Annotated in this window: 23 protein-coding genes; 8 read left to right on the top strand and 15 right to left on the bottom strand. The window is 65.6% G+C overall.

The window, feature by feature from the left end; translation table 11 throughout:
* The 3 genes from GFD18_RS03940 to miaB form a co-directional block, all read right to left on the bottom strand.
* Window positions 1–699 (bottom strand): DNA translocase FtsK 4TM domain-containing protein (locus GFD18_RS03940; RefSeq protein ID WP_225432877.1); only part of this gene is annotated, 699 nt, incomplete at its 3' end.
* 86 nt (window positions 700–785) lie between these two features.
* On the bottom strand, window positions 786–1838 hold the full coding sequence (gene miaA, locus GFD18_RS03935; RefSeq protein WP_163199348.1) for a tRNA (adenosine(37)-N6)-dimethylallyltransferase MiaA: 1053 nt from the start codon (window positions 1836–1838) through the stop codon (window positions 786–788).
* Complete coding sequence (gene miaB / locus GFD18_RS03930) at window positions 1822–3279, bottom strand: tRNA (N6-isopentenyl adenosine(37)-C2)-methylthiotransferase MiaB (protein WP_163199346.1); 1458 nt, start codon at window positions 3277–3279, stop codon at window positions 1822–1824. The genes miaA and miaB overlap by 17 nt, the downstream gene beginning before the upstream one ends.
* A 104-nt stretch (window positions 3280–3383) precedes the next feature.
* On the opposite strand from miaB, the gene GFD18_RS03925 reads away from it, so the two are divergent.
* The 3 genes from GFD18_RS03925 to GFD18_RS03915 all read left to right on the top strand — a co-directional run bounded on the left by GFD18_RS03925 (window position 3384) and on the right by GFD18_RS03915 (window position 6172).
* A complete protein-coding gene (locus GFD18_RS03925) occupies window positions 3384–4082 on the top strand; it encodes a GTP pyrophosphokinase (RefSeq protein ID WP_163199344.1) in 699 nt (232 codons plus the stop codon).
* A gap of 114 nt (window positions 4083–4196) precedes the next feature.
* The gene (locus tag GFD18_RS03920) at window positions 4197–5042 is read left to right on the top strand and encodes a Bax inhibitor-1/YccA family protein (RefSeq protein ID WP_163199342.1); all 846 of its coding nucleotides are present in this window, start codon (window positions 4197–4199) and stop codon (window positions 5040–5042) included.
* 212 nt (window positions 5043–5254) lie between these two features.
* Window positions 5255–6172 (top strand): DMT family transporter, encoded by a 918-nt coding sequence (locus tag GFD18_RS03915; RefSeq protein ID WP_163199340.1) that lies wholly within the window; start codon window positions 5255–5257, stop codon window positions 6170–6172.
* 163 nt (window positions 6173–6335) lie between these two features.
* Here GFD18_RS03915 and GFD18_RS03910 read toward each other — a convergent pair whose 3' ends face one another.
* Both GFD18_RS03910 and GFD18_RS03905 read right to left on the bottom strand, forming a co-directional pair.
* Window positions 6336–6491 (bottom strand): hypothetical protein, encoded by a 156-nt coding sequence (locus GFD18_RS03910; RefSeq protein ID WP_163199338.1) that lies wholly within the window; start codon window positions 6489–6491, stop codon window positions 6336–6338.
* 311 nt (window positions 6492–6802) lie between these two features.
* On the bottom strand, window positions 6803–7426 hold the full coding sequence (locus GFD18_RS03905) for an Ltp family lipoprotein (RefSeq protein ID WP_163199336.1): 624 nt from the start codon (window positions 7424–7426) through the stop codon (window positions 6803–6805).
* A 174-nt stretch (window positions 7427–7600) separates the two neighbouring features.
* On the opposite strand from GFD18_RS03905, the gene GFD18_RS03900 reads away from it, so the two are divergent.
* Both GFD18_RS03900 and GFD18_RS03895 read left to right on the top strand, forming a co-directional pair.
* Complete coding sequence (locus tag GFD18_RS03900) at window positions 7601–8971, top strand: sensor histidine kinase (protein ID WP_163199334.1); 1371 nt, start codon at window positions 7601–7603, stop codon at window positions 8969–8971.
* 4 nt (window positions 8972–8975) lie between these two features.
* Window positions 8976–9680, top strand: a complete 705-nt coding sequence (locus GFD18_RS03895; RefSeq protein ID WP_163199332.1) for a response regulator transcription factor — start codon at window positions 8976–8978, stop codon at window positions 9678–9680.
* Between the two features lie 12 nt (window positions 9681–9692).
* Here the strand turns inward: GFD18_RS03895 and GFD18_RS03890 are convergent, their stop codons facing one another.
* The 8 genes from GFD18_RS03890 to GFD18_RS03855 all read right to left on the bottom strand — a co-directional run bounded on the left by GFD18_RS03890 (window position 9693) and on the right by GFD18_RS03855 (window position 20503).
* Complete coding sequence (locus GFD18_RS03890; RefSeq protein WP_163199330.1) at window positions 9693–10319, bottom strand: isochorismatase family protein; 627 nt, start codon at window positions 10317–10319, stop codon at window positions 9693–9695.
* Window positions 10320–10683: 364 nt separating this feature from the next.
* Window positions 10684–13386: an aconitate hydratase AcnA gene (gene acnA, locus GFD18_RS03885; RefSeq protein WP_163199328.1), complete on the bottom strand. Its 2703-nt coding sequence runs from the start codon at window positions 13384–13386 to the stop codon at window positions 10684–10686.
* 39 nt (window positions 13387–13425) lie between these two features.
* Window positions 13426–15891, bottom strand: a complete 2466-nt coding sequence (locus GFD18_RS03880) for an HAD-IC family P-type ATPase (protein WP_163199326.1) — start codon at window positions 15889–15891, stop codon at window positions 13426–13428.
* 56 nt (window positions 15892–15947) lie between these two features.
* Window positions 15948–16532 carry a substrate-binding domain-containing protein gene (locus GFD18_RS03875; RefSeq protein ID WP_163199324.1) on the bottom strand — a complete coding sequence of 195 codons (585 nt, stop codon included), beginning with the start codon at window positions 16530–16532 and terminating at the stop codon, window positions 15948–15950.
* 8 nt (window positions 16533–16540) lie between these two features.
* Window positions 16541–17800 (bottom strand): class I SAM-dependent RNA methyltransferase, encoded by a 1260-nt coding sequence (locus tag GFD18_RS03870; RefSeq protein WP_163199322.1) that lies wholly within the window; start codon window positions 17798–17800, stop codon window positions 16541–16543.
* Entirely contained in the window at window positions 17797–18513 is a 717-nt protein-coding gene (locus GFD18_RS03865) for a DUF3159 domain-containing protein (protein ID WP_163199320.1), read from the bottom strand. Before GFD18_RS03865 ends, GFD18_RS03870 begins: the two co-directional genes overlap by 4 nt.
* 13 nt (window positions 18514–18526) lie before the next feature.
* Entirely contained in the window at window positions 18527–19372 is an 846-nt protein-coding gene (locus GFD18_RS03860) for a DUF3710 domain-containing protein (RefSeq protein WP_163199318.1), read from the bottom strand.
* 108 nt (window positions 19373–19480) lie between these two features.
* The gene (locus GFD18_RS03855; RefSeq protein ID WP_163199515.1) at window positions 19481–20503 is read right to left on the bottom strand and encodes a glycosyltransferase family 2 protein; all 1023 of its coding nucleotides are present in this window, start codon (window positions 20501–20503) and stop codon (window positions 19481–19483) included.
* Window positions 20504–20626: 123 nt separating this feature from the next.
* Between GFD18_RS03855 and GFD18_RS03850 the strand changes: the two genes are divergently transcribed.
* On the top strand, window positions 20627–21601 hold the full coding sequence (locus GFD18_RS03850; RefSeq protein ID WP_163199316.1) for a tyrosine recombinase XerC: 975 nt from the start codon (window positions 20627–20629) through the stop codon (window positions 21599–21601).
* Window positions 21602–21629: 28 nt separating this feature from the next.
* Window positions 21630–22487, top strand: coding sequence for an exodeoxyribonuclease III (locus GFD18_RS03845; RefSeq protein WP_163199314.1), 858 nt, complete (start codon window positions 21630–21632; stop codon window positions 22485–22487).
* Window positions 22488–22530: 43 nt separating this feature from the next.
* On the opposite strand, the gene GFD18_RS03840 is transcribed toward GFD18_RS03845, so the two are convergent.
* Together GFD18_RS03840 and GFD18_RS03835 are read right to left on the bottom strand one after the other, a co-directional pair.
* Window positions 22531–23262: an SGNH/GDSL hydrolase family protein gene (locus GFD18_RS03840; RefSeq protein WP_163199312.1), complete on the bottom strand. Its 732-nt coding sequence runs from the start codon at window positions 23260–23262 to the stop codon at window positions 22531–22533.
* 131 nt (window positions 23263–23393) lie between these two features.
* Window positions 23394–24041 carry a GNAT family N-acetyltransferase gene (locus GFD18_RS03835; protein WP_163199310.1) on the bottom strand — a complete coding sequence of 216 codons (648 nt, stop codon included), beginning with the start codon at window positions 24039–24041 and terminating at the stop codon, window positions 23394–23396.
* Window positions 24042–24248: 207 nt separating this feature from the next.
* Here GFD18_RS03835 and GFD18_RS03830 point away from each other — a divergent pair, with 207 nt between their 5' ends.
* Window positions 24249–26288: a bifunctional ADP-dependent NAD(P)H-hydrate dehydratase/NAD(P)H-hydrate epimerase gene (locus GFD18_RS03830; protein WP_204313979.1), complete on the top strand. Its 2040-nt coding sequence runs from the start codon at window positions 24249–24251 to the stop codon at window positions 26286–26288.
* Window positions 26289–26328 lie beyond the last annotated feature (40 nt).

The raw sequence follows: 26328 nt of genomic DNA, 5'->3' as shown, positions 1-26328 counted from the left end.
GTCCCCGCGCACGCCGGTGACGCCGGCCACGAGGTCGTTGACGCGCTGGGGTATCTCGGCCACATGGGTGCGGGTTATCAGCAGCACCGACGCGAAGGCCATCAGCACGAACAGGATGATGGCGAACACCTTGGAAAGGCCCCACGACAGGGTGGAGCCGAGAACGAAGCCGAGCAGCCCTCCGGCCTTCTGTATCTGCGCCATGCTGAAACCATCGACGTCGCCGAGCAGGGCGGCGTCGATGATCGAGCAGACGGACCACAGCAGCATCGACCATCCGCATACCACACGGGGATTGCCGGAGTTGCGGCCGGCGTTGCGCAGCAGCCGCCAGACGATGATGAGCAGCAGCACAGGCAGCACCACGCTCATGACCCCGAACAGCGACGAGGCGAAGGCGTGCAGCACCCGGCCGATGAAGCCGTTGACCCGGAACCATTCGCTGGCGATGAACAGCACGGCGAATATGGCGAAGGTGAAGCACAGGCCGTCCCTGCGGTACGCCGGGTCGAATTCACCGACGCCGGTGAGGGTGCGCACCATCATGCCGAGCCCTCGGGGAATGGCCAGCAGGGCCCGCTGCCACCCGGGTTCGTCGTCGGGCATGGCCGAGGAATTCGCGCGGCCGCGGCCCGATGATGCCGTTTTTCGTGAGGTCGACCGTCCGGAGGTCGAACGTGGGGATGATTTCTGTGCCATAGCAATGACCTACAATACCGCTTCCGCACGGCGGGCCGGCGTCGCCGGCCCGATATTCACCAAAGACGTCGATATCACCGACGGTATCAGGCGATATCGCCGAGATGATGCTGCACGTAGTCGTCGGCCCGCGCATCGATGGCATCGTAGTCGCCGGCATCGGCATGTTCGACGACGGCGAGCGCGTTGTCGAGCAACGCGGGGTTGAGGGCGTCGAGCCAGTGGATGCGCGGGTCGCGGCCGAACCAGCCCATCTGCTTGCGTGCGAGCCTTCGGGTCTTCTGCGCGATGTCGGCGAATGCCTCATCCTCGTCCATGAGCCCGTCAAGCACGTCGATCATCTGCTGGTACCCGAGGGCTCTGGCCGCGGTCACGCCGAGGTGGTCGCGCAGCCGTTCGGCCTCCTGGATCAGCCCTTCGTCGCGCATGCGCATGGTGCGCATGCCGATGCGTCGGTCGAGCTCCTCCCGGGGAAGGTCGAGTCCTATCTGCACGCAGGGAAACACGTACCGGTATCGCGGCAGGCTCGCCGAATACGGCCGGCCGGTGATCTCGATGACCTCCAGCGCGCGTATGGTACGCCGCGGGTTCCGCGGGTCCATGCGCTCCGCGGCCTGCGGATCCTTGTCCCGGAGTTCCCTGAACAGCGCTCCGGCGCCTTCCTCGCGTTCGCGGCGCTCGAGCCGTTCGCGTACTGTCGGGTCGGTTCCGGGGAAGCTGATGTCGTCGATGGCCGCGCGGGCGTAGAGCCCGGATCCGCCGACCAGTATCGGTCTGATGCCGCGCCGTCTCAGGTCGCGGATGCAGTCGCGCGCCATCGTCTGGAAGCGGGCGACCGTCATCGTCTCCGAGGGGTCGATGACGTCGAGCAGATGGTGGGGTACGGCCGCCCGCTCCTCGGCGGTGGCCTTGGCGGTGCCGATGTCCATGCCCGAGTACATCTGGTAGGCGTCGGCGTTCACGATCTCGGCACGCTGGCCCTTGGCCTGCAAGGCCTTGGCCAATGCGATGGCGAGGCCGGTCTTGCCCGATGCCGTGGGGCCGACGATGGATACCACCCTGGTATGGGGGCCGTTCCCTGCGTCGGGTCCGATGGCGGGCGCGCCCTCTTCGATATCGTGTTCAGTGACGGACGGCATAGGTCTGCCCCGCTTTCGTGTCCGGATCGGCGATGAGATAGTGGGCGGCGGCACGGGTGACGGTCGCGGTGACGAAATCACCCACCTGCGGCTGCGGAGCCCCTTCGGGCACGCCGATGTGCACAAGCACGCCGTTGCGCTCGCGTCCGGTCACCCTGTGCGTCTCCTCGTCGCGCTTGCCCTGCGTGGCGGACACCATCACCTCCACGTCGCGTCCCTCGAACTCGCGCAATCCCTCGGCGGTGATGCGCTCCTGCAGGGCGTGGAGCCGGTCGTATCGTTCGCGGACCACCTCATGCGGCACCTGGTCCATCACCGCGGCGGGGGTTCCGGGACGCGGCGAATACTCGAAGGTGAACGCCGAGGAGAACCTGGCCTCCTCGACGACCTGCATCGTGCGTTCGAAGTCCTCGTCGCTCTCACCGGGGAATCCGACGATGATGTCGGTGCTGATCTGCGCGTCCGGCATGGCCTCGCGCACCTTGCGCAGGATGTCCATGAACTTCGCCGAACGATAGGAGCGGCGCATGGCGCGCAGGATGCGGTCGGAGCCGGACTGCAGCGGCATATGCAGCTGGTGCATCACGTTCGGCGTCTCCGCCATCGCCGCGATCACATCGTCGGTGAACGCAGCCGGATGCGGCGACGTGAACCGCACGCGTTCCAGCCCTTCGATCTCGCCGCAGGCGCGAAGCAGCCTGGAGAACGCCATGCGGTCCCCCATCGAATACCCGTACGAGTTTACGTTCTGTCCGAGCAGGGTGATCTCCTTGGCCCCGTCATCGACGCAGCGGCGGATCTCGTCGAGCACCGCCCCCGGCCGGCGGTCGCGCTCCTTGCCTCGCACGGCGGGGACGATGCAGAACGTGCATGTGTTGTTGCAGCCCACCGAGATGGACACCCATGACGAGATTCTGGAGGCTCGGGCCGTGGGAAGCTGGCTGGGGAAGTACGCGAGGTCCCGGGAGATCTCCACTTGCGCCTTGCCGGACTGTCTGGCCTCGTCCAGCAGCCGGGGCAGCGAGCCGATGTTCTTCGTGCCGAACACGGCGTCCACCCACGGCACGCGGTTCGTGATGCGTTCGCGGTCCTTCTGCGCCATGCAGCCGCCGACGGCGATCTGCATGTTCGGGTGACGGTGCTTGTAGCGGGCCCATCGGCCCAGTGTGCCGTACATGCGTTCGGTCGCGTTCTCCCTCACCGCGCAGGTGTTCAGCACGATAAGGTCGTAGTCGCCGTTTTTGGTGTGCTCCTCGTCGGCGGGCACGTACCCGGCGGACTGCAGCACGCCGGAGATGCGTTCGGAATCGTGCACGTTCATCTGGCATCCCAGCGTATGTATGGCGAACACGCCCTTGCCCCGTCCGCTTTCCCGCTCCCCGGTCAGGGCGTCCGCCGATATGGGGTTGCGTTCCTCAATCGTCATCATGTCCTCGTTCATATCGCTCCATCCTACTGAACGACACGAACCTCATGGAATTTTCAGGAACTCACGCGCCTCTTCTGCTATCATGCCCTTGGTTTTTCGACGAGGAGGTCCGATTCATGATCCTGGAACGCAAGCAGCGCTTCAACGTACCCGAGATTCGCACGCGTATGGAGCAGGTCTCCGCGGAACTTGGCACCGACACCTTCCGCGGTGCGCAGATCGTGGAGTACGCCGAGCTCGAACAGGTGTATTCGGGCGCGATGCGCGAGATCAGCACCAAGCTGGAGAATCTTGACGACGAGTTCCAGCTGAAGAACGAGCACAATCCCATCCATCACATCGAATGCCGTCTCAAGAGCATCGGCTCGACCATCGGCAAGCTGAAGAAACGAGGCCTGCCCATCGAAATCGACTCGATTCGGGAGAACCTGTACGACATCGCCGGCATCCGCGTGATCTGCAACTATGTGACCGACGTCTACAATGTGGCGGATACGCTGTCCCAGCAGTCAGACATCGAGGTGATCCGCGTCAAGGACTACATCAGGAATCCCAAGCCCAACGGGTATCGCAGCCTGCATGTCATCTACCAGGTGCCGGTCTTCCTGTCCGATGGCCCGCATCCGACCCCGGTGGAGGTGCAGTTCCGCACCATCGCCATGGACTACTGGGCCAGCCTCGAGCATCGCCTGCGTTATAAGAACAGCATCGAGGACAATGCGAGGGAGCAGCATTTCGAGACGCTGAAGGAGTGCGCCTCCCAGCTCGCCAACATCGAGAACCGCATGCAGCAGATTCACCAGGAGATCGGCTGAGGCCGTTTCCCCCGCCGCCCCCGCTCCTTTTCGTTCGTTGCGGGCGAAGATACCAGCGTTTGTTCAGGTAGGCCCTCTAGGGTGGGAGCCACCTATGAGCGAAAAGGAGCGATCATGGCATTCGGCAACAGCCGCCAGCCCCAGAACCGACCGTACGGCGACCAGCAGTTCAATCAGCCATATGAGAATCCGCAGTACTTCCAGAGCCAGCAGCCCCGGAACTTCCAGCAGGGATACGCCGCACAGACTCCCGTGATGGATGCGCAGGCGGTCTATACGCAGGACAGCTACCAGCGTGCGGCCCGTGTCTCGGTCACCAAGGCGTACGCCGAGATGACCGCGGGCCTCCTGGTCACCGCCGTCGCCGCCGTGGTCACGCAGGCGAGCGGTCTGCTGTACTCGTTCCTGATGACCACCGGCATGCTCGGCTGGATCGGCCTGTCCATCGTGCAGGTGGTGATGGCCGTGGCGCTGAGCGCCAAGGTGATGTCGATGAACCCGGCCACCGCACGCGTGGTCTTCTACATCTATGCGGCATTGATGGGCTTCACGCTCAGCTCCATCTTCGCCGTGTACTCGCTGGGCAGCATCGTCATGGTGCTGGCGATGACGGCCGGATTCTTCCTGTGCCTGACCATGCTCGGCCTGACCACGAAGATCGACATGCTGCGGTTCGGCCCGATCCTCATGGTCGCGCTGATCGTGCTCATCGTCGCGGAGATCCTCATGGCCATCTTCCTTCCCGGCCAGACGATGACCATGGTCTGCTCGGCGATCGCCCTGGTGATCTTCGCCGGGCTGACCGCCCATGACGCGCAGTTCACACGAGCCATGTTCCAGCAGTATTCCTATGACGGCACGATGATCAGGCGCGTCTCGATCCTGTGCGCGCTGAACCTGTACCTCGACTTCATCAACTTCTTCATCAATCTGCTGCAGCTGTTCGGCTCGCGCGACTAGACGCCGCGGGCATCCGGCTTCAAGGCCGCCCGGCACATGCATCGCGCCGGGCGGCCTTCCCATATTCGCCGTCATGGCCGCATGGCCGTTGACGCCGACCTCGCGGCCGTCATATGCCGCCATATGCGTCGATATCATAATCCGGAACGCCGTATGGGCGGTTCACACGGGCGCATTACGGTATTCGCGTGCGGAAAAACGAGTATGGTGGCATGGCCTGCCTGTTGCTTACGGCCATGATCTGGGGCTTCTCCTTCGTCTCGCAGGTGGCGGGCATGGATTCGACGTCCCCGATGTTCTTCAACGCCACGAGGTTCACGCTCGGCGCCGTGTCGTTGCTGCCCGTCCTGCTGATGCTACGTCGCAGGCGGACGGCGGAGGGCAACGCCGGCGCGGCCTCTCATGCGGCTGCGGCCCTGTCGGCGAAACGGACCGTACTGGTCTCCGCCCTGTGCGGCCTGGTGCTGTTCTCGGCGAGCACGCTGCAGCAGTACGGCATTCTGTATGGCAGGTCCGCCGGCCGGGCGGGGTTCATCACCGCGTTGTACATCGTCATGGTGCCGCTGCTGGCCTGGGTGTTTCTGCGCCGCCGCGTCACGCTGTTCACCGGCATGGCCGTGGTGCTGGCCGTCATCGGCTTCTATCTGCTGTGCATGACGGACTCCGGCGGGGCGCTGACACTGGGGGATGCGATGGTGTTCCTGTGCGCCATACTGTTCGCCGTGCATATCCTGGTCATCGACACGCTGGCTTCGGGCATAGATCCCGTGCTGCTGTCGTTCGGCCAGTTCGTCACCACGGCGCTGCTCAGCTGGATGGGATCGCTGCTGGAGGGATCGGTCAATTGGACGGGCGCAGCCGATGCCTGGCTGCCGATTCTGTATTCCGGCATCGGCTCGGTGGGCATAGCGTACACGCTGCAGGTGGTCGGTCAGCAGTGGGTGCCGCCGACACGCGCATCGCTCATCATGTCATTGGAGTCGTTCTTCTCCGCCGTCGGCGGCGCGCTCCTGCTGGGCGAGGTGATGACCGCTCGCGGCTATTGGGGCTGCATACTGATTTTCGCCGGCACCATGCTCGCCCAGCTGCCTCCGCGTCTGCCCCGTTGGATGTCCGGAAAGGCCCTCTGATGCGGTGGCGTCATCCATGACCGACCTGTGGGTGGAATCCCCGCATATCCCCATATACGACGAATGGCGTTGGCCCGTTCCACGATGAACGGGCCAACGCCATTCGCGTTAGGCATCGGTCATGCATTGGGTCTCCGACGGAATGCCTGCAGCCTTCGGACCACTACTGGTGCTTCACCGCCGCGACCGCAACCGGGGACTGACGCCTCGGGGTCCTGAGCTGGCCGTAGACCAAGGCCCTGGTGAAATGCCGTTCGCACAGTCCGCTGGCTTCCACCGGCTCATCGCATCCCGCGATGGTGCATTGATGCTGCGTCATAGTAAGAACTCCTTCGCTCCTGCTGTTTCGTTGTATCCTCAGGAGCGCCGAATACTGCTGCAGCGCAAGACCCTTCGTTCCCTTCGTTTGCAACAGTAGCAGCGTTCTTCATTTTTGTTATGGGATTGATAGCTTTTTCTCAGCAAAAGGCTTTTCGCACGGCGTGTTGTGTTCATTGGCAGTGCGTTTGCGTGCTTTTTTATCGTGCAAACGCACTGTACTCGAATCCGTGCCATATTCATCGGACAAGACATCCGAGACGCCGAAGCGCCGTGTGACCGTCGGCCGAGGTCTGCGGTCGCGCCGTCATCTCAGTCGTTGAGGTGCTCGATGGCGTAGTTCGCCTCGTCGGCGGTGAACCGTTCGCCGCTCTCGCTGGTCAGCTGGTCGCGAATCGCTTCGGGTGACATGGCCATGTCCTCCTGGTAGGTCTTGGCCTTGGCGAGCGCGTTCGCGTTCCAGTCGGCCTTCACGTTGTCGATGGCGTACTGTGCGGCCTCCTTGGAGAACTGGCCGCCATATTCGCTGGTCAGCTGGTCGTACACGCCCTGCTTCGACATGTGCATGGTGTTCGCGTAGGTGTCGGCCTGGCGCAGCGCGGACGTGTATTCCGCCGGAACGGACGGCTGCTTGCTCTTTTGGGTAGCGGCCCCGTCGGAGGTCTTGGAGCCGCCGGATTGGGCGGACTGCGACTGCGAGGTTCCGGTCGTGGCGTTCGTCGACGATGTGTCGTCGCCCGAGCCTCCGGCGCTGGTCGCGATGGCGGCGACGGCCACGACGGCAATCAGCCAGAACCACCATTTCTTCCAGAACGGTTTCTTCGGCCTGCCGGCCTTGTCTCCCCTGCGGGGGCCCTGCGACGGCGGCTGGTATACGGTGGTCGGCCGTTGCGGAGCCGGCTGCCCGTTCGGTACGGCGCCATTGCTGTTGGTCATGATTCCCTCTTTCCTTCCATGATGTCGGGTGCATGATTCAACGTACCGATTTCGCGGTTCCGGCGTCAGTGTACGAACGGCCGTTTCCGTTCGCCCAAACGGGCAATACGGTACGTCGGCGCGGTCAATGGCGTCCGCTCCCCCGTGCGTCTACTCTTGACGGATATGACCGATATGACACAGGCTTCGGATAACGGTCCGGCCATAGGCACGAAGCGACGTTGGACCATCGTGATGGTCGTGGTCTCGATGCTCGATGCACTGGTGCAGACCGCGTATGCGGCGAATCATTTCCAGTACATCGGCGACGATCTCGGCTACGTATGGTGCGTGCTCGGCCTGGTGGGCGATCTTGCGGCGCCGTTCCTGCTGCTGCGCCGGGGCGCGCGTCCGGTGTTCTGCTGTCTGTCCGCCGCCGTAGCGACGCTGCTGCTGCCGTTCGGCTCGGCGTTGACGCTGTTCGCGCTCTCTTCGGTCTATGCGCGCGTGCGGGACCGTCGCGCCATGGCCCTGTGCACGACGCTGGTGGCCGTGTGCTGCGTAAAGGTCGAGGTGCTGGACTTACTGCGCCCGAACGACTATTCGATCTGGCGCATGGCGTTCGCCAAACCGGGCACCGGCGTGGATGGCGTGCCTGCGGCGGTGGAGGCCGACCTGTCCGCCATTGTGGCCGTGGCCACGGTCTGGACGGTCGCCACGTTCGCGGCGGCGATACTGTCGGGCCTGCATATGCGCAATGCCGCGGCGGCGGCGAATGCGAACACCCGTGCGAACAGCGAGCGCGACCGTGCCGACCAGCTGCAGACGAGCCTGAGCACACAGCGGTTCGCCGACGCCGTGGCCGCGGAGGCCCACGACACGCTGGCGCACAGTCTGTCGCTGATCGCGGTGAACGCGAGCGCGCTGCAGGCGCAGGCCGTGCGTCTTTCCTCGACGCTGCGTCCGACGGATGGAAGCGGCATGCCCTCCGTCGGACCGGCTGCGGACGCCATGGCGTTGGCGAGGCGGGCTGACGAGATTCGCCGTCAGGCTGCGGGCGCGTTGGATGAGGCGCACGGCATCATCGACATGCTGCGTCATCCGCAGGAGGCGCAGGTGATGCTGCAGCCGGATTCCGACACCGCGCTGACGCGCGAGGCCCTGTATGACGTCATCGATGCCGCGCGTTCGGCAGGTATGACGTTGGATACGTGGATCGACGTTCAGGATCTGAGCTCGTTGGACCCCGATGTCGGCAAAATCTCGTTCCGCGCGGTGCAGGAGGGGCTGACGAACGCCCGGAGACATGCGCCGGGGCAGCGCGTGTCGTTGGAGATCTCGGCGGCGAAGTCCCGCGGCGTGGTCATTCTGTTCACAAACGGCACTGCGCCGCCGGTAGCCGCCGTGCCGATGGGAGCGACGCCTGATTCCACGAATTCCGGAGGCAACGGGCTGCCCGGGTTGAAATCACGGGTCCAGCAGGCGGGCGGTACCTGCGAATACGGCTACGACCGGCAAAACGTCTTCCATCTTGACGTCAGACTGCCGTTCACACCATTACGATGAGGGTATGCCTTCATCCGAACCATCCAATGCCCCGGCTTCGCCGATAACGGTGAGCGTCGTCGACGACGATCCGATGATCTGCCAGGCGATGTCGATGATTCTCAACGATTATTCGCAAGGCCGCATCAGCGTGGTTTCGACGTCGCATAACGGCGATGACGCCGTGGCCAAGGCGCGTGAGGAGCACCCGGACGTGGTGCTGATGGACATCGCCATGCCCGGCGGCGATGGCATCACGGCCACGGCGAGGTTGCGCCGGCTGCCCGCGCCCCCGCATGTGCTGATATTGACGTCGCTGTCGCCCAAGGGCACGGTGGAGCGCGCCGCGGAGGCCGGCGCCGAGGGGTTTGTCTCGAAGACGGATGCCCCGGAGGAGATCATCAACCGTATCGTCAGCGTCTGCGAGGGCAGACCGCAATACAATCCGGCGAGCCAGCGGCAGCTGCTTGCCGATCTGCATGCGCATCGTCCGATGACGCGACGCGACGAGGCCAGGGAGCTTCTGGATTCTCTGACCGAAAGGGAGCGTCAGGCCGTGCTGCTGGCGGCCGAGGGATTGACCAATCAGGAGATCGCCGCGCAGTTGTTCGTCAGCGAGCGGACGGCGAAGGCGCATCTTTCCTCGGCGTCGGAGAAGCTGAGCATGAGCCGTGTGCAGTTGGCGCAGCTGGTGGGCAGGGCCGACCTGCCATCTCCACTGGAACCGTAGGGAGGAACCGGGTCAGTCGGTCTGCCTGGATGCGACGAGCTCGACTCCGGCGGCGATCATCTCCTTGCGCGCCTGTTCGCCGAGTTCCGGGCTGACGGGCACGGTCAGGTCGGTGAATACGCGGGTGTGGTAGCCGAGTTCGACGGCGTCGAGCGCGGTTTCCTTGACACAGTGCGATTCGGCGATGCCGACGACGTCCACGTCGGTGACACCGGCCGTTTTCAGTGCGTTGGCGAGTGTATGGCCTTCCTCGAGGGCGATGCGCACTTCGGCGCGGGACTGCTGACGACCGGAATTGTCTTCGATGCCTTCGAATCCCGAGTAGGCTGCCGAATACTGGCCCTTCTTGAAGTGATGGCCGATGTTCAGCGACTTGATGGCGGGGTGCAGTTCGGCGTTCGGCGTGCCGGCGACGCCGTGCGGCGGCCATGAGTCGACGAAGTCGGGATGTTCGGAGAAGTGTCCGCCCGGCACGATGTGCCAGTCCTGCGTGGTGGCGATGTATGCGTAGTCGTCGCGGTGGTCGGTTACGTAGTCGGCGATGCGTTCGGCGACCGTGTCGCCACCGTCCACGCCGAGTTCCCCTCCTTCGCAGAATGTAGGCTGCACGTCGACGACGATCAGTGCTTTCGTGCTCATATGTCCCCTTTCGTTCGCCTCTCATCTTACGACGGGGCTGACGGCAGGCTGATATGATGCTTGCTCACGGTTTCCCGCCACAAACGCGGTTGGTCACGGTTGCCCGCCACGACACGCCGATAAGACGGCATGTTCGTGGCGGAAACCGTGACCAACCAATATCGGAGGAATCCGCCGCGGCGGTGCGACTACCCCTCAGACCGCCTTGCGGCGGCCAGCTCCCCTGACAAGGGGAGCTTGAAGAAGGCTAGGCGCACGGATGCGAACTCTAAATGAGATAACGCGTGCGGCTTTGGTGCGCCGGCAGGCGAAGGCGTATTGGCATACGTCGAGTCTGCCGGCGTGCCAAAGACGCTCCGTTATCTCATTTCCTCATGAGATTACGCAACACGTACTGGAGGATGCCGCCGTTGCGGTAGTAGTCGGCCTCTCCGGGGGTGTCGATGCGGACGACCGCGTCGAACTCGGTGGTGGAGCCGTCCTTGTGGGTGGCGGTGACGTGCACGGTCTTGGGGGTGACGCCCTCGTTGAGCTGTTCGACTCCGGCGATGTCGTAGGTCTCGGTGCCGTCGAGGCCGAGCGATTCGTAGGATTCGCCTTCGGGGAACTGGAGCGGCAGCACGCCCATGCCGATGAGGTTGGAGCGGTGGATGCGCTCGAAGCTCCGGGTGATGACGGCCTTGACGCCGAGCATGAGGGTGCCCTTGGCGGCCCAGTCGCGCGACGATCCGGTGCCGTACTCCTTGCCGGCGAGCACGACGAGCGGGGTGCCGGCGGCCTTGTAGTTGAGCGAGGCATCGAAGATGGTGGACGGCTTGCCGGTGGTGAAGTCGTAGGTGAATCCGCCGGGGGTGACTTCGTTGCCGGTGGAGGCGAGCAGCTGGTTCCTCAGACGGATGTTGCCGAAGGTGCCGCGGACCATGATCTCGTGGTTGCCTCGACGCGAGCCGTAGGAGTTGAAGTTCTTGGGTTCGACGCCACGTTCGGTGAGGTACTTGCCGGCGGGGCTGGACGCCTTGAACGCGCCGGCCGGGGAGATGTGGTCGGTGGTCACGGAGTCGCCGAGCAGGGCGAGCACGCGGGCGCCGTGGATGTCCCTGACGGGGTCGGGCGTGGCGTTCATGCCGTCGAAGAACGTCTGCCTGCGCACGTATGTGGACTTCGAATCCCAGGCGAACAGCTCGCCTTCGGGCACGTCGAGGCCCTTCCAGCGGCGGTCGCCTTCGAATACGGAGGCGTAGTCCTCGAGGAACATCTCGCGGTTGACGGTGCCGTTCACGACGGCTTCGACCTCTTCATTGGTGGGCCAGATGTCCTTGAGGTAGACGTCGTTGCCGTCGGCGTCGGTTCCGAGCGGCTGGGTGGCGAAGTCGAAGTCCATGGTGCCGGCGAGCGCGTAGGCGATGACGAGCGGCGGCGAGGCGAGGTAGTTCATCTTGACGTCGGGGCTGATGCGGCCTTCGAAGTTGCGGTTGCCGGACAGCACTGCGGTGACGGTCATGTCGTTGGCGTTGATGGCCTCGCTGATCTCGGGCAGCAGCGGGCCGGAGTTGCCGATGCAGGTGGCGCAGCCGAAGCCGACGAGCTGGTAGCCGAGGGCGTCGAGGTCGTCCTGGAGCCCGGCGGCCTTGAGGTAGTCGGCGACGACCTGGGAGCCGGGGGCGAGCGAGGTCTTGACCCACGGCTTGGGGCTAAGTCCCTTGAGGTGCGCGTTGCGGGCGATGAGTCCGGCGGCGATCATGACGGACGGGTTGGAGGTGTTGGTGCAGGAGGTGATGGAGGCGATGGCCACGTCGCCGTTGCTGAGGTCGAAGTCGCCTCGGAAGCCGGTGGACACGGCCACGGGCTCCTTGACGGTCTTCTCGGTCTCGTAGGCGGGCAGCGTCTCCTCGAACACCTGCTTGGCTTCGGAGAGCTTGATACGGTCCTGCGGGCGCTTCGGGCCGGCGATGGACGGCACGACGTCGCCGAGGTCGAGCTCCATGTATTCGGAGTACTCCGGTTCGACGTAGTCGGGGTCCTTGGCGTCGCCCCAGAGCTTGTTGGCCTTGGCGTAGGCTTCGACGAGCGCGACCTGCTCCTCGCTGCGGCCGGTGAGGCGCAGGTAGTCGAGGGTGACGTCGTCGATGGGGAAGATGCCGCAGGTGGAGCCGAATTCGGGGCTCATATTGCCGATGGTGGCGCGGTTGGCGAGCGGCACGGAGGCGATGCCTTCGCCGTAGAATTCGACGAACTTGCCGACGACTCCGTGCTGGCGGAGCATGTCGGTGATGGTGAGCACCACGTCGGTGGCGGTGACGCCTTCGGGGATGGAGCCGGTGAGCTTGAAGCCGACGACGCGCGGCACGAGCATGGAGATGGGCTGGCCCAGCATTGCGGCCTCGGCCTCGATGCCACCGACGCCCCAGCCGAGCACGCCGAGTCCGTTTTCGGTGGTGGTGTGCGAGTCGGTGCCGACGCAGGAGTCGAGGTAGGCGAGCGTGCGGCCGTTCTCCTCCGCCTTGCTCATGATGACCTTGGCGAGGTATTCGATGTTGACCTGGTGGATGATGCCGGTCCCCGGAGGCACGACGCGGAAGTTGCGGAACGCCTGCTGGCCCCAGCGCAGGAACTGGTAGCGTTCGCCGTTGCGCTGGTATTCGATGTCCATGTTCTGCTGGACGGCGTCGGCGATGCCGTACTTGTCGATCTGCACGGAGTGGTCGATGACCATGTCGGACTGGACCTGCGGGTTGATGACCTCGGGATCGCCGCCGAGCTTCTTCACGGCGTCGCGCATGGTGGCGAGGTCGACGATGCACGGCACGCCGGTGAAGTCCTGCATGACGACTCGGCTGGGCGTGAACTGGATCTCGTGGCTGGGTTCGGCGTTGGGATCCCAGTCGAGCAGCGCCTTGACGTGCTCGTCGGTGATGTTGGCGCCGTCGATGTTGCGAACGAGGTTCTCGACGAGGACTTTGAGCGAGTACGGCAGATGGTCGATGCCGGGCAGGTCAGCGATGGAATAGTAGTCGAAATCCTTGCCGGCGACGTTCAGTCGGGCAAGTTGATCGTCATGGATGGACATACGACCTCCGTGATGTACGAAATCATTAACACATTAGTTCTAGCGTGTTTTTGTTTCGTGTGGAATAATACGCCCGATTTTTGGAACGACCACGATGCAGACGAGGAAGATGACCGAGGCGATGACGAGCGCCACGAGGGTGGCGGCGAGGGTCCGGCCGGTGGGGATGATGAGGGCGAAGAAGCTTGCGACGAACGGGATGAACATGCCGATGACGCCGCATGCGGCGAAGAGCGCGACGAGGCCGCCGCGCCACGAGTTGAGGGGCCTGGCCACACGGGAGAGCACGAACACGCCCATGAGGAACAGGATGATGGCGCTGGTGGCGCGCAGGGATTCGAGGTCGGCCGGGTTCTCGAGGTTCCATCCCATGACGCGCGGCACGATCCATGCGCACAGCAGCACCGACAGTCCCGTGGCGATGCCGCCGGGCAGGGCGAAGGCGACGACGCGCCTGAGGAATCCGGGGATGTATCGGCGTGTGTTGGGCGCGAGCGCGAGGATGAACGCCGGCATGCCGATGGTGAGCGCGCCGACGTAGGTGATGTGCCTTGGCAGGTACGGGTAGGGCATGGCGGAGAGCACGACGCCGAGGGAGATGATGGCGGAGTAGACGGTCTTGACGAGGAACAGGCTGGCGACGCGTTCCATGTTGGCCATGACCTGTCGGCCGCGGGCGACGACGTCGGGCAGGTGGGAGAATTTCGAGTCGACGAGCACCACCTGGGCGACAGCCTTGGCAGCGGGTGCGGCGTTGCCCATGGCGATGCCGAGGTCGGCCTCCTTCAACGCCAGCGTGTCGTTGACGCCGTCGCCGGTCATGGCCACGGTGTGGCCGCGTCGGTGCAGGGCCTGCACGATGGCCTTCTTCTGGTCGGGCAGCACGCGGCCGAGCACGTCAATGTTTTCGAGCGTTTCGGCGAGTTCGTCGATGTCGGCAGGCAGTTCGCGCGCGTCCATGTATCGCGGCGTCTTGTCGCCGGTGAGACGCACCTTGCCGGCGATGGCGGCGACGGTGCGGGGGTTGTCTCCGGAGATGAGACGGCAGCGCACACCCTGTTCGCGGAACCATGCGAGCGTGCGTTCGGCGTCGGAGCGGATGCGTTCGGAGCACACCACCAGTGCGACGGGTTCGGTGTCGGGGAGCAGACGGGGGTCGTCGGCGAATGTCTCCGGGGCGGCGCCGCCATCCGCGTCAGCGGTGTCGGCTCTGGCGAGCAGCACGACGCGGCTTCCTTCGCCTGCGATGCCGTTCACCCGTTCGAGGATGTCGTCATGGTCGCCGCGCATGGCCGAGATCAGCACTTCGGGTGCGCCCATGTACCAGATTTCACCGTCGGCGACCACCGCGCTCCATTTGCGGGCCGATGAGAACGGCACGCGGGCCGTCACCTCGCCGGCGACGATGCCTCGCTCCCCCAGTCCGGCGAGGATGGCCTTGCCGGTGCCGTTGGGCTGCTCCTCGTTGGCGAGGTCGCACAACGCCTGTTCGGCCTCGCGCCGTGCCGTTTCATCCGAGCCGTCGGCGGCGAGCATCTCCAGACGGTCGAAGGCGATGCCGCCGTCGGTGACGGTGCCGGTCTTGTCGAGGTTCAACGCGTCGACGCGGGCGAGCGTCTCCACGGATTCGAGCTCCTGCACGAGCGTGTTCCGCCGGGCGAGCCGCATGGCGGCGACGGCGAAGTTCAACGAGGTGAGCAGGACAAGGCCTTCGGGAATCATGCCGACCACGCCGGCGACGGCGGAGACCACGGCCTGACGCCATGAGCCCGTGGCGATGGCGGCGTCCCATCCGCCGACGGTGTTCATCTGCGTCCAGATCAGCAGCGCGCACAGCGGCACAACGAGGAACGTCATGAATTTCAGTATCGTGTTGATGCCGGCGTTGAGGTCGGAATGGGTCTTCTTGTATATCCTGGCCTCGGCGGCGAGCCTGGCCGCATAGCTGTGCTCCCCCACGGCGGTGACGCGCCCCAATGCCATGCCGGAGACGGCGGTCGATCCCGAATATGCCAGGTCTCCGATGGTCTTGCGCACGGTCCGTGATTCGCCGGTCAGCATGGATTCGTCGAGTTCGAGCCCCCAGGTCCTGACGATTTCGACGTCGGCGGGAATCTGGTCGCCGGAACGAATCCACAGCAGGTCGTCTTTGACTATCTCGTTATGCGCGATTTCGACGTCCTTACCGTCGCGCCGGACGAGGTATTTCGAGGCGACGAGGATGGACAGCCTGTCGAGCGTTCGCTTGGCCCTGAGCTCGGTGACGATGCCGATGCCGGTGTTGATGATGATGACGAAACCGAACACGGAGTCGCGCCACTGGCCGGTGAGCAGCACCATGACCATGGCCACGGCGATGATGGCGTTGAACAGCGTGAACACGTTCGCGCGCACGATCTGCGCGATCGACCGCGACGATTTGTCCTTGGCGATGTTGATTTCACCTTGGGCGATGCGGTGCTTGACCTGTTCGCCGGTGAGTCCCATCTCCCCGGTCTCGGGCATTGCGTCATGGTCCGTTTTCGTCGCAGGCGCTGTCATTGCCGTCGCCGTCGCATCGTTCATCCGTGCACTCCCGTCAGCATCACGTTCATGTCCCTGGCATGCGGCTTGTCGTCGATGATGTCCATCAGCGCGTCGCCGATGCCGTCGGCGCCGCCCTTGGGCGTCGTCCCCTGTTCGACGATATGGAATCGGGCCGCATACAACGTCCGGTCGTCGGGGCTGATGGAGCTTTCCATGAGCACGACGGGGATGCCGGCCTGCCGAGCCTTGCCGAGCGCGTCATCCCAGCCGTTCGGATCATCCACGCTGATGACGATGATCTTCACATTGCGTCGGACGAAGCCCTCGACGCCTTTCTGCTGGCTGTCGGCGTCCCCGTTCGCGGCGGCGTACATCGGCTGCATGCCCTCCTGGCGCAGCGCGTGGACCATGTCCGAATCCCTGTCGGCGTTGGCCGGCCTGGCGCTGCCGACTACGCCGACGCCCACGTCGTTGCGGTCCACGCCGTCGTGCGCGATGGCCTCCGAGGTCTCATGCGTGTCTCCCACCGCCTTGTCCTGTGGCATGCAGCCGGCCACCGGCAGCAGCATGGCCGCCGCCGTCAGCCCGGCCAGCGCCCTTGCGGCCCGTCGCATCCTCATTCGCCAGTTCATCGTACGAAGAGGGCGATGGTTTCGACGTGGTGGGTGTTGGGGTAGATGTCGTGGCCCTTGATGTACCTGAGTTCGTAGCCGAGACCCGCGAGCGTGGCGGTGTCCCGGGCGAGGCTCGTCGGGTCGCAGGCCACGTAGATCACGGACCGGGCGCCGGACTCGGCGATCTGCTCGCATACGCGCTTCTTGGCGCCGGCGCGCGGCGGGTCGAGCACGACCACGTCGGGATGGGCGAGGTCGTTCGGGATGTTGCGCAGCGTCTTCGACACGTCGCCGGTGCGCGGGTCCACGTTGTCGAGGCCGATGGCCCGCAGGTTACGCTGCGCGTTGCGCACGGCGGTCTTCGCGCCCTCGACGCTGAGCATCCGGGTGCGCGGCGCGGTGGCGGATGCGAGCGGCAGCGTGAACAGTCCGGAACCGGAATACAGGTCCCATATCGTCGCGGATTCGGCGCCGTCGATCTGCTGTCTGACCAGGTCGATGACCTCATCGGCGAGGGCTATCGGCGCCTGTCGGTGCACCTGCCAGAAGCCGCCGGCATCGACGGTATACGTGTAGGAATGGCCGTCGGCGAGCGCCATGGTCTCGGTGAGCTGCTGGCTGCCGGAGCGGAGCCTGCCGTCGACCAGCACCGCATGGTTGTCGCCGACGGTCTGCCCGTCGCGCGGTTCGGGAACGGCGAGACGGATCTGGGCGCCGGGCTCGAAGCCGCCTTCCCATACGTGTTCGGTCTCGGCGACGGCGTTCACGGCGTCGGTGGCGAGCGGCATGGCATCCAGGGGCACGCGCACATGGGATTCGCGTCGGCGCATGGAGGGCCGTCCCTCGTCGTCGGCGATCATCTCGATGCGGGTGCGCCATCCAAGGCCGCGACGCTTCGCGTCGTCCTCCACACCCGCGACCGGCACGTCGACGTCCACGTGGCCGAGGCGCCGCATCTGCTCGGCGATGGTGGAGGACTTCCATCTGAGCTGTCCGGGGATGGAGACGTGCACCATGTCAGCGCCGCCGACTCCCCCGCCCCATGCGAGCGGGCCGGCGAGCGGCCACACGGGGTCCACGCGTTCGTCGCTGGGCTCGAGCACTTCGGTGACCTCGCCCGTCCAGAACCGGTCGTCGCGGTCGTGCGGCTCGTCGAGCCTGATGTTCACGAGCTCGCCGGGCAGGGCGAAGCGGACGAACACGACGCGTCCGTCGATATGGGCGACGCAGCGTCCCTGGTCGGCGTAGCGTTCGATGCGGACTTGTGAGGTCATGAGTTCCTTTCCTCGGCGATGCGGTGACGATGCAGCGGCGTGGCGATGACGAGCCACGAGATCCAGATGGCGGCGGCGAACATGGGCACGCCCATGACGAGCCGTGCGGTGCCGAGCCAGCCGACGTGATTGGTCAGGTACATGGGCACCTGCACGCCGAGACGCAGCGCGAACACGGCGATCCATATGCCGGTGACCATCATATACGCCTTGAGCAGCGGCCTGTCGTCGCGCCATGCGCGCAGCCAGTCGCCCAGATGGTCGGTGACCGGCTTGCGCACGAATTCGACGAGTACGCCGATGCCCGGGACACGGGCGATCAGCGAGACGCCCAGCACGACTATCCAGAACGAGTTGACGAGGAAGCCGGGCAGATAATAGTTGCGTGCGTCGTGGCTGAACCACGCCCATACCAGGCAGATGGCCACGGCCATCACGCCGGTGAGCGCGCCGAGCACGGACTGCCGCTGCAGCATACGTGCGATCACCTGCAGGACGGCGACGGCCGCGGAGACCATCACCGTCGTCCGCAGATCGCGTGTGGCGACGAACAACACGACGAACACGACGCCGGGCAGAATCGATTCGACGACGCCCCGAGGGCCTCCGATGGCGTCGATGACGGAGAAGTCCTCGTCCGCCAGCGACGCCAGTCCGCTGCGTCTCCTTTCCCCGTCCTTCACGGATTCGGGATCGTCATGACGTTCGCTCATGGCCGTCCGACGCCTATCGGACTTCGGAGAACAGGGGGCCACGGCGCAGCGTGGTCTGGGTCTGCGTTTCGAGGGTCTTGCTCAGCGGGCCCTTCGGCTTGCCGGGGATGTCCTTCCCGGCATCCTGACCGTCGTCCTTTGATTCGGCCTCGGCCTGCTTGGCGCGTTCGGCGGGGCCGACCGGCGCATGCATCGGGATCATGTCGCGCGGGGCGAGCGGTTCCTCGCCGCGGTCGACCACGAGGTCGGAGAAGTACTTGTCGAGCGTGGTCTTCTCCTCGTCGTCGCCGTCAGGCTGTGCGGCCGGTCCGGTGAAGATGCCGCGGAGCATCCAGCGCGGGCCGTCGATGCCGACGATACGGGTGTCGAGGGTCTTGTCCTTGACCTTCACCGGCAGGATGAGCTCGGTGCCGAACACGCCCTCGACCTCGCGGGAGCCCTCGTTGGCGGCGAGCAGGTCGGCGCGCACGTCGTCCCACAGACCGTACGACTTCGGCGCGGCGAATGCCTCCATCTCGAGGCTGGAGTTGCCGAGCGTGATGGTGGCGCCCATCACCGTGCCGGTCTGGCGGGCGCCCTTGAGGCGCAGTTCGATGCCCTGGAGGAACGGCAGGTAGAGCGAACCGATGTCGAGGTAGTCGTCGTAGTCGGGGATGTTCTCGTCGTCGACGTCCCACGGGCCGTGGTCGACGCCGCGTTCGCCATCGCCGAATCCTCCGGCCGCGGCGGTGTCATCGGCGTTTTCCGTGGTCTCGTCGGCTTCCGTGGCCTCGTCGGCATCGACGGCGTCGTCGACGTCGACGGCCTTGGATTCCTCTTCGGCTTCATGGTGCTTCTTGCCGAATCCGAACAGTCCCATTGTTCCTCGTTTCGTCACATGCGTGGGTTTTTACCGTTTATAGCTTAATGGTGCGTGGGGTCAATTCGGTGAAGGCTCACACAATCCCCCGATCGCCGCGTCGGAGCGTCAGTTGACGCCGACGATGTTGTGCGCGATGCCGTAGCCGAGGCGGATGAGCCCGCGGCCGAGCGGCCCTCGCACGGTGAGCAGGCGGCCGATCGTCGTGCGGCGCACGGCGGCCTCGGCCTCGGGCGCGCGCTCGGCGAGGTACGCCCACAGCTCGTCCTTGCGGCGGTAGTTCTCCTTGTCCTTGGACAGCACCATGAACACCGAGTCGATGGCCATGTTGATGGTCAGGTAGTGGATCATGTACCGGTAGAGCCCGGCGGGCACGGCGTCACGGTCGGGAGTGGCGTCGATCATGGTGCGCACCACGCGGATGAGCTGGTCGATGCGCCGGATCATCGTCTCCTCCTCGACCGACTGCCCCTCGCGGCCGATGAAGTAGCGGTAGAGGTCCTCGTCGAGGTACATGAGCGTGCGCACCTGCGGCAGCGGCGCGTACGCGTAGATGTTGTCGACGTAGAACGTGTGCTCCGGCAGCTCGAGTCCGGCCTTCTCGCGCAGCACCTTGGTCCGGTAGATGAGCGAGTGCATGAGCAGGTTCTGATCGGGGCGGAACCGCCTCACCTCGTTCCATCCGAGGATGGTGTTCGGCTTCATCACGCCGCCGTAGCGCACGGTCTTCTTGATGCGCTTGCCCTGCTTCTCGTACGTGTAGTTCGTGACGACCAGGTCGACCGGCGCGGCGGCCTGCGCCTGCGTGCGTAGTTCGGCGAGCACGTTGCGCAACGCCACCATGTCGAGCCAGTCGTCGGCGTCGACGACCTTCACGTACATGCCGCGCGCGTTGGCCACGCCCGTGTTGACGGCGCCGCCATGGCCCTTGTTCTGCTGGTCGATAACGCGGATCACGTTCGGATACCGGCTTTCGTATTCACGCGCGAGCGCGAGCGTGCCGTCCTTGGATCCGTCGTTGACGATGAGGATCTCCGTGTCGCTCAGGTCCTGTTCGATCAGCAGCGAGGAGAGGCATCGTCCGAGATAGTCCTCCACGTTGTAGGAGGGGACCACGAAGGTCAATACGATCCGTCTGTCGTCGTCCGCCGGCCGCGCCTGGTCGGGCGCGCCGTCGACGATGTGATTTTCGCTGTTCTGCACCCTACTGTTAAACCATAGAATCGGTGTTTTTCCAAATGGGAGGGAGTGACCATGGGATTCGAGAGCGCGGCCGACGCCTTCCTGCGGTATCTGTCCGTCAACCGCGGCCTGAGCGCCAATACGGTGCGTTCGTATGCCTCCGACCTGAGGGAATGCTTCGCCTCGCTCAGATCGCGTGGCGTCGAGTCGCCGAACGATGTGACGGTGGATGATCTTCGTCTGTGGATGGGGGCGTCGTCACGCGATCATGCGCGTTCGTCGATGGCCAGGAAGGTGGTGTCGGTGCGCGCGTTCTTCGCCTACGCATACGAGCACGGCGTGACGGGCTCGGATCCCGCCGCAGGCCTGAAGACGCCGAAGATCCCCTCGACGCTGCCGACGGTGCTGAGCGAGGCGCAGGCGGAGCGGATGATGGACCGGGCCGACGCCGACGCCGTGGAAATCGCGGACGGATCGGAGCGGCCGACTCCGGCTGGAGGGGCGAGGCGACAGGACGACGGCGGGAGGAGCCAGGCGATCGGGATGCGGGACGCGGCCATCGTGGAGCTGCTGTATGCCACGGGCATCCGCGTCTCCGAGCTCGTCGGCATCGACATGGACGACGTCGATTTCTCCGCCCGTACCGTGCGCGTGCTGGGCAAGGGAGGCAAGCAGCGGGTAGTGCCGTTCGGCGCGCCGGCGGCCAGGGCCCTGGCACTGTGGATGGAACGGGGTCGGAGCGTGGTGCTGCGCTCCGCGACGAACGGCGACGGTCGGGCGGTGTTCCTCGGTTCCCGAGGCGGCCGGCTCGATCCGCGTCAGGCGCGCCGGGTGGTGCATCGCGCCGCCGCGGCCGCGGGCGTTCCCGACGTGGGGCCGCATTCCCTGCGTCATTCCGCGGCCACGCATATGCTCGATGGCGGGGCCGACCTGCGCGAGGTGCAGGAGATGCTCGGGCATTCCTCGTTGCAGACCACGCAGCGATACACGCATGTATCCATCGAACAGCTGACGAAACGATACGAGCAGGCGTTCCCCAGGGCGTAGATGGGTAGACGTGGGTAGACTGCTGTTCATGATTTCCATTACGACTTCGAACATGAACGGCATCCGGGCGGCGGCGCGCAAGAACGTCGGCTCATGGGTGGACGCCCATACGCCCGACGTGTGGTGCATGCAGGAGGTGCGCGCCCCGCAGGATGCGCTCGACCCGATATTCGACGACTTCGCGAACCGGTATGCGGCGGCAGGCGCCGTCGAGGGGCCGGACGGCCTCCGGCGGGTGAACGAGGTGTGCCGCGTCAAGGGCCGCGCCGGGGTGGGTCTGCTGTCGTCGCTGCCCGTGGTCGAGACCCGCCATGGTCTGCCCAGGCTGGACGAGGACGTGGATTCGGGCCGGTGGATCGAGGCCGACGTGCGGACCCCGGAGGGTTATGTGATCACCGTGGCCTGCGTGTACGTGCATGCCGGCAGCGCGGAGGACGACGTCAAGATGGCGCAGAAGTACCGGTTCCTCGACCACATGCTCGTGCGTCTGGGACAGCTGCAGGAGGAGGCCGCGTCGGGCGGCCGGCAGGCGGTGCTGTGCGGCGACTTCAACATCGCGCATACGCCGCTTGACATCAAGAACGCCAGGGGCAACGTGAAGCATGCGGGATTCCTGCCCGAGGAGCGCGCCTACGTGGACCGCTGGCTGGACGAATACGAGTTCGTGGACGTGATGCGCGACCTCGCCGGAGACATCCAGGGACCGTACACATGGTGGAGCCAGCGCGGCCGCGCGTTCGACAACAACGTGGGCTGGCGTCTCGACTATCAGTTCGCCACGCCCGAGCTGGCGGAAAGCGCCTGCGGGTTCGTCATCGACAAGGCGCCGACCTATGAGGCGCGCTGGTCGGACCATGCGCCGCTGACCATCAGCTACGCCGTGTGACGGCGGGTGGCGGGGCCGGCCGAGGCCCTCCCCGCCGCGGCTTTCAGCCTTTGATGGACAGCAGGTGGTCGTGCAGGAGCTCGACGCTGCGGTCGGCCATGTAGCGGTAGCCGAACCTGCCGGGGTGGAAATGGTCGGAGGCGTAGAACTGCGCGTCGTCGGCCTTCACATCCTCATGTGTCATGTCGAGATAGATGACGCCGCGCTCGGCGCAGATGCGCTTGCTGGCCTCGGTCTGCTCGTCGATGCGGCCTTCGAGGTAGCGGCGCAGCGTGGCTCCGAGCGAGGGGCTGTTGTACAGCTGGCCGCAGCTGTAGACGACGATGTCGTCCGCCAGCGCCTTGGCCTCGTCGAGTGTGGCGGCGAGGTCGTCGGACCATTCCCTGACGCTGCGCTGGGCCATGATGTCGTTCGAGCCGGCGCACAATACCAGCAGGTCCGGCTTCCCGTCGACCTCGGGCAGCAGGCGGTAGCGCACACGGCGCATGGTGGCGCCGAGCCTGCCATGCGTGCTCCATCGCACCGGCCGTTCCAGCACGTCGGCCACGCCGCGCGCCAGATCGGGGATCAGGCCGTCCTCCTGCGTCTCCACGCCGCAGCCGGCGACCATGGAGTCGCCCACGGCCACGAGCGTGAACGGGCGGGCGTCATCGTCCCCGGCATATCGTTCGCCGACCAGTCCGGTGCGCTCCCCTGCCGGCTCCGGCGCGAGATGCACGTGGTGCTTCGCCCACCATGCCTCGAGCATCGCCACCGTCTTGTGCATGACGTTCATGCCTTTCCCTCCCCGTTCATATGCGGACGCCTGTCCGGCGCACGCCGCCCGCCGTATGGCCGCCGCCCGCCTCTTGCCTGGTATGTATTCGGGACCACTATATGATGGCCGGCGAACCGGCCATCACGGCTTCACTGCAAACGGCCGATGACGCCGTCATAGATGTACATGTCCTCGTCGAACCTTCTGCCGGCCAGGGTGTAGGAGGCGCGGCGCTCGCATCGGCGGGAGAGCCCTCGGTGGTCGTAGAACCCGAAGTCGCAGGTGGTGTCGGTGTAGAGGAAGAAATCCTCGATGCCGGTGGAGCGCATGTGCTCGAGTGCGGCGTCGAACAGCATGCGGCCGACGCCGCGGCCTCGGTAGCGGTCGTTGACGATGAACAGCACGACCTCGCCGTCGTACCGCATGCCCTGCGATTCGGCGTCTCGGCTCAGGGCGCGATCGGTCCGCATGTATTCGTGGAACATGGCAAGCCCCTGCCTGCCGTCACGGCTGGCGGCGAGCGCCGCGTATGAGGCGATCTGGCGGATGGCCAACCGAAAATCCCTGCGGGGGTTGCGCCGGTCGTTGACGACGATGAGGCCGGCGACGTCGCCGTCGATGTCGGCCACGCGCATGAACGTACGTCGGGAAAGGCAGTTGCAGGCGTCGACGCGGGCGAGCAGCCCGGCGTTGCGCGGCGACACCAGACCGTCGTAGCTCCAGGTGCGCCTTACGATATCCTCGATCTTCGGCATGTCCTCGGCGCGCATGGCCCTGAGCACGGCTTGCGATGTCATATGTCATCCTTCCTTGTTTTGTAGGGCTTCCCCCACCCTAGCCGACGGGCCCGCCACGTGCCAGTCCGGAACGGGACGATGATATTCAGGCGACGTTCGGCGTATCTTCGGGTTTTTTCCGAGGATCGAGAGACAATGGTGTGGCATGCCGGCGATGGTGAAAGGCACCCGACGGGCCGGCGGGAAGGCTGGGTAACGATGATGTCGATGCTGTTCGATGACGACGCCGAGCTGGAGGACGAGTTCAGGTCCGTGGCGTTCGCGTCCGATGACGTGCGTGCGATGGAGCGGCCCCTGTTGGAGGACGGCGTGCCGCTGATGCGCATGGCCGCTTCGGCGACGGCGATGACCGCGCGCGTGATGATGGCCCGCGCCCATGTCTCCCCTGATGCCGCGCGCATCACCCTGCTCGCCGGGGGCGGGGACAACGGCGGCGATGGACTGTTCGCCGCGGCCGAGCTTGCGTCCGACGGCGTGGATGTGACCGTCGTCGCCGTGGGCCGTTCACTGCATGAGGCCGGTTTCGCGGCGTTGCGCGCCGCCGGCGGCGAGGTCATCGTGCTGGATGCCGATGCGGAGATTCCCGGCGTGGATGGACCGCAGGATGCACAGGAGGCCGCTGACCTGTTCGAGGAGGCCGTCTCGGCGGCGGAGAGCTCGCATCTGGTCATCGATGCGATGACGGGCATCGGCCTGCATGGCGAGCTTCGCGGCATTCCGGCGCAGGTGGCGGCGGCGCTCGGCGAGCACGGCCAGTTGCCCGATGTCATCGCCACGCCGTGCGGAGCGGGACGCGACGGATTCCCCCTGGTGCTCGCGGTCGATGCGCCGTCCGGCGTGGGCATCGACGACGGCACGCTGCCCGGACCGTACATTCCGGCGGATGTGACCATTACGTTCGGCGCGCTCAAGCCGTGCGACCTGCTGCCCCCTGCGGCGTATGTGTGCGGCCAGCAGGTGCTGGTGGACTTCGGGTTCGACACCGAGCCGTTCCTGCCGGCGGTGGAGAACGTGACCCAGCGTACGGCGGCGCAGTCGATCCGTCTGCCGCATGTGAACGATTCGAAGTATTCGCGTGGCGTGGTGGGACTGGTCACCGGTTCGGACGAGTATCCGGGAGCGGCCGTGCTGTCGTCGCGCGCGGCCGTGCTGTCGAACGTGGGCATGATTCGCTACGTCGGTCCGAGGATTGCGCAGGACATGGTGCTGGCGCGGGTTCCGGAGGCCGTGATGGGCAAGGGGCACGTGCAGTCCTGGGTGGTCGGTTCCGGTGTTCCTTCCGGTCCCGATGAGGGTGATATGGATGCGCAGCGGCGGCGCATAGCCGCGTTGCTGGCGCATTATTCGCCCGATGAGGATGGCAGCGAGGAGTTGCCGCCGGTGGTCGTCGACGCAGGTGCGCTCGACCTGCTGCCGGAGAATTGCGTGCCGCAGGTGCTCATCACGCCGCATGCCGGCGAGCTCGCCCGTCTGCTCAGCGAACGCGACGAGGAGGTGAGCGTGCAGGATGTGCTCGCCGAGCCGTTGAACTGGGCCACCCGCGCTTGGGAGCTTACCGGCGCGACGGTGCTGCTCAAGGGCGCGGTGACCGTGGTGGTCGGCGACGACGGCGACGGCAATCCGCATGTGTTCGTCTCGGGCTCCGGCCCGGCCTGGCTGGCCACCGCCGGCGCCGGTGACGTGCTGGCCGGCGTCATAGGCGCCGTGCTGGCCCAGAACGCGGAGACGCTGGTCAGATTGCCGGATCAGATGGCCGTGTTCGCGGCTGTGGGCGCCTATATTCACGGGCTCGCCGCCGGCATGGCGTCCGAGTCGTTCCAGCGTGGGTCGTGCCCGCCGGTGGTGTACGACGGCGAAAGCCCGTTGGAGTTCTTCCATGCCATGCAACCGCGCCGGATCGAGCCGGGCAGCGTGCTGGACGGCACGCTGGGCCATCCTATCGTCGCCGGCGAGGTCGCCGACTGCATCCCCGGCGTCTTCGGCACGCTCATCGGCATGTATGACGACAACGACGGAGACGACGCGGACGATGGCGTCGCGCCCGGCGATGGCGATGGGGACGGGGACGTCGCCGAAGTCCCCGTTTTCTCGCGGGGCGTCGATTCGGACGACGCCGCGGGAGGGGACGATGAGGCGGATGGCGACGCGGACGTCGTGCTCGATGTGGACCGTGACTATACGGACGAGGAGCTTGACGCCCTCGCCGATGCGCTCTTCGCCAGATACGAGGAGGAGGAACGGCATTAGTCCGCCCTCGGCATCGTCGCGGCCGCCGAATCATTGTCCG

This window comes from Bifidobacterium saimiriisciurei (genome assembly GCF_010667655.1).
Classification (GTDB): Bacteria; Actinomycetota; Actinomycetes; order Actinomycetales; family Bifidobacteriaceae; genus Galliscardovia; species Galliscardovia saimiriisciurei.
The sequence above is the reverse complement of the archived record's forward strand: the minus strand, read 5'-3'. Positions and strand labels throughout refer to the sequence as shown.

Excerpts from the sequence above, each read along its gene's own strand:
- GFD18_RS03895 (WP_163199332.1), top strand. The coding sequence starts at position 8,976 with ATGCCTTCATCCGAACCATCCAATGCCCCGGCTTCGCCGATAACGGTG.
- GFD18_RS03915 (WP_163199340.1), top strand. The coding sequence starts at position 5,255 with ATGGCCTGCCTGTTGCTTACGGCCATGATCTGGGGCTTCTCCTTCGTC.
- GFD18_RS03890 (WP_163199330.1), bottom strand. The coding sequence starts at position 10,319 with ATGAGCACGAAAGCACTGATCGTCGTCGACGTGCAGCCTACATTCTGC.
- GFD18_RS03925 (WP_163199344.1), top strand. The coding sequence starts at position 3,384 with ATGATCCTGGAACGCAAGCAGCGCTTCAACGTACCCGAGATTCGCACG.
- GFD18_RS03835 (WP_163199310.1), bottom strand. The coding sequence starts at position 24,041 with ATGACATCGCAAGCCGTGCTCAGGGCCATGCGCGCCGAGGACATGCCG.
- GFD18_RS03920 (WP_163199342.1), top strand. The coding sequence starts at position 4,197 with ATGGCATTCGGCAACAGCCGCCAGCCCCAGAACCGACCGTACGGCGAC.
- GFD18_RS03840 (WP_163199312.1), bottom strand. The coding sequence starts at position 23,262 with ATGAACGTCATGCACAAGACGGTGGCGATGCTCGAGGCATGGTGGGCG.
- GFD18_RS03880 (WP_163199326.1), bottom strand. The coding sequence starts at position 15,891 with ATGCCCGAGACCGGGGAGATGGGACTCACCGGCGAACAGGTCAAGCAC.
- acnA (WP_163199328.1), bottom strand. The coding sequence starts at position 13,386 with ATGTCCATCCATGACGATCAACTTGCCCGACTGAACGTCGCCGGCAAG.
- miaA (WP_163199348.1), bottom strand. The coding sequence starts at position 1,838 with ATGCCGTCCGTCACTGAACACGATATCGAAGAGGGCGCGCCCGCCATC.
- GFD18_RS03900 (WP_163199334.1), top strand. The coding sequence starts at position 7,601 with ATGACACAGGCTTCGGATAACGGTCCGGCCATAGGCACGAAGCGACGT.
- GFD18_RS03865 (WP_163199320.1), bottom strand. The coding sequence starts at position 18,513 with ATGAGCGAACGTCATGACGATCCCGAATCCGTGAAGGACGGGGAAAGG.
- GFD18_RS03875 (WP_163199324.1), bottom strand. The coding sequence starts at position 16,532 with ATGAGGATGCGACGGGCCGCAAGGGCGCTGGCCGGGCTGACGGCGGCG.
- GFD18_RS03860 (WP_163199318.1), bottom strand. The coding sequence starts at position 19,372 with ATGGGACTGTTCGGATTCGGCAAGAAGCACCATGAAGCCGAAGAGGAA.
- miaB (WP_163199346.1), bottom strand. The coding sequence starts at position 3,279 with ATGAACGAGGACATGATGACGATTGAGGAACGCAACCCCATATCGGCG.
- GFD18_RS03830 (WP_204313979.1), top strand. The coding sequence starts at position 24,249 with ATGCTGTTCGATGACGACGCCGAGCTGGAGGACGAGTTCAGGTCCGTG.
- GFD18_RS03850 (WP_163199316.1), top strand. The coding sequence starts at position 20,627 with ATGGGATTCGAGAGCGCGGCCGACGCCTTCCTGCGGTATCTGTCCGTC.
- GFD18_RS03845 (WP_163199314.1), top strand. The coding sequence starts at position 21,630 with ATGATTTCCATTACGACTTCGAACATGAACGGCATCCGGGCGGCGGCG.
- GFD18_RS03910 (WP_163199338.1), bottom strand. The coding sequence starts at position 6,491 with ATGACGCAGCATCAATGCACCATCGCGGGATGCGATGAGCCGGTGGAA.
- GFD18_RS03870 (WP_163199322.1), bottom strand. The coding sequence starts at position 17,800 with ATGACCTCACAAGTCCGCATCGAACGCTACGCCGACCAGGGACGCTGC.
- GFD18_RS03905 (WP_163199336.1), bottom strand. The coding sequence starts at position 7,426 with ATGACCAACAGCAATGGCGCCGTACCGAACGGGCAGCCGGCTCCGCAA.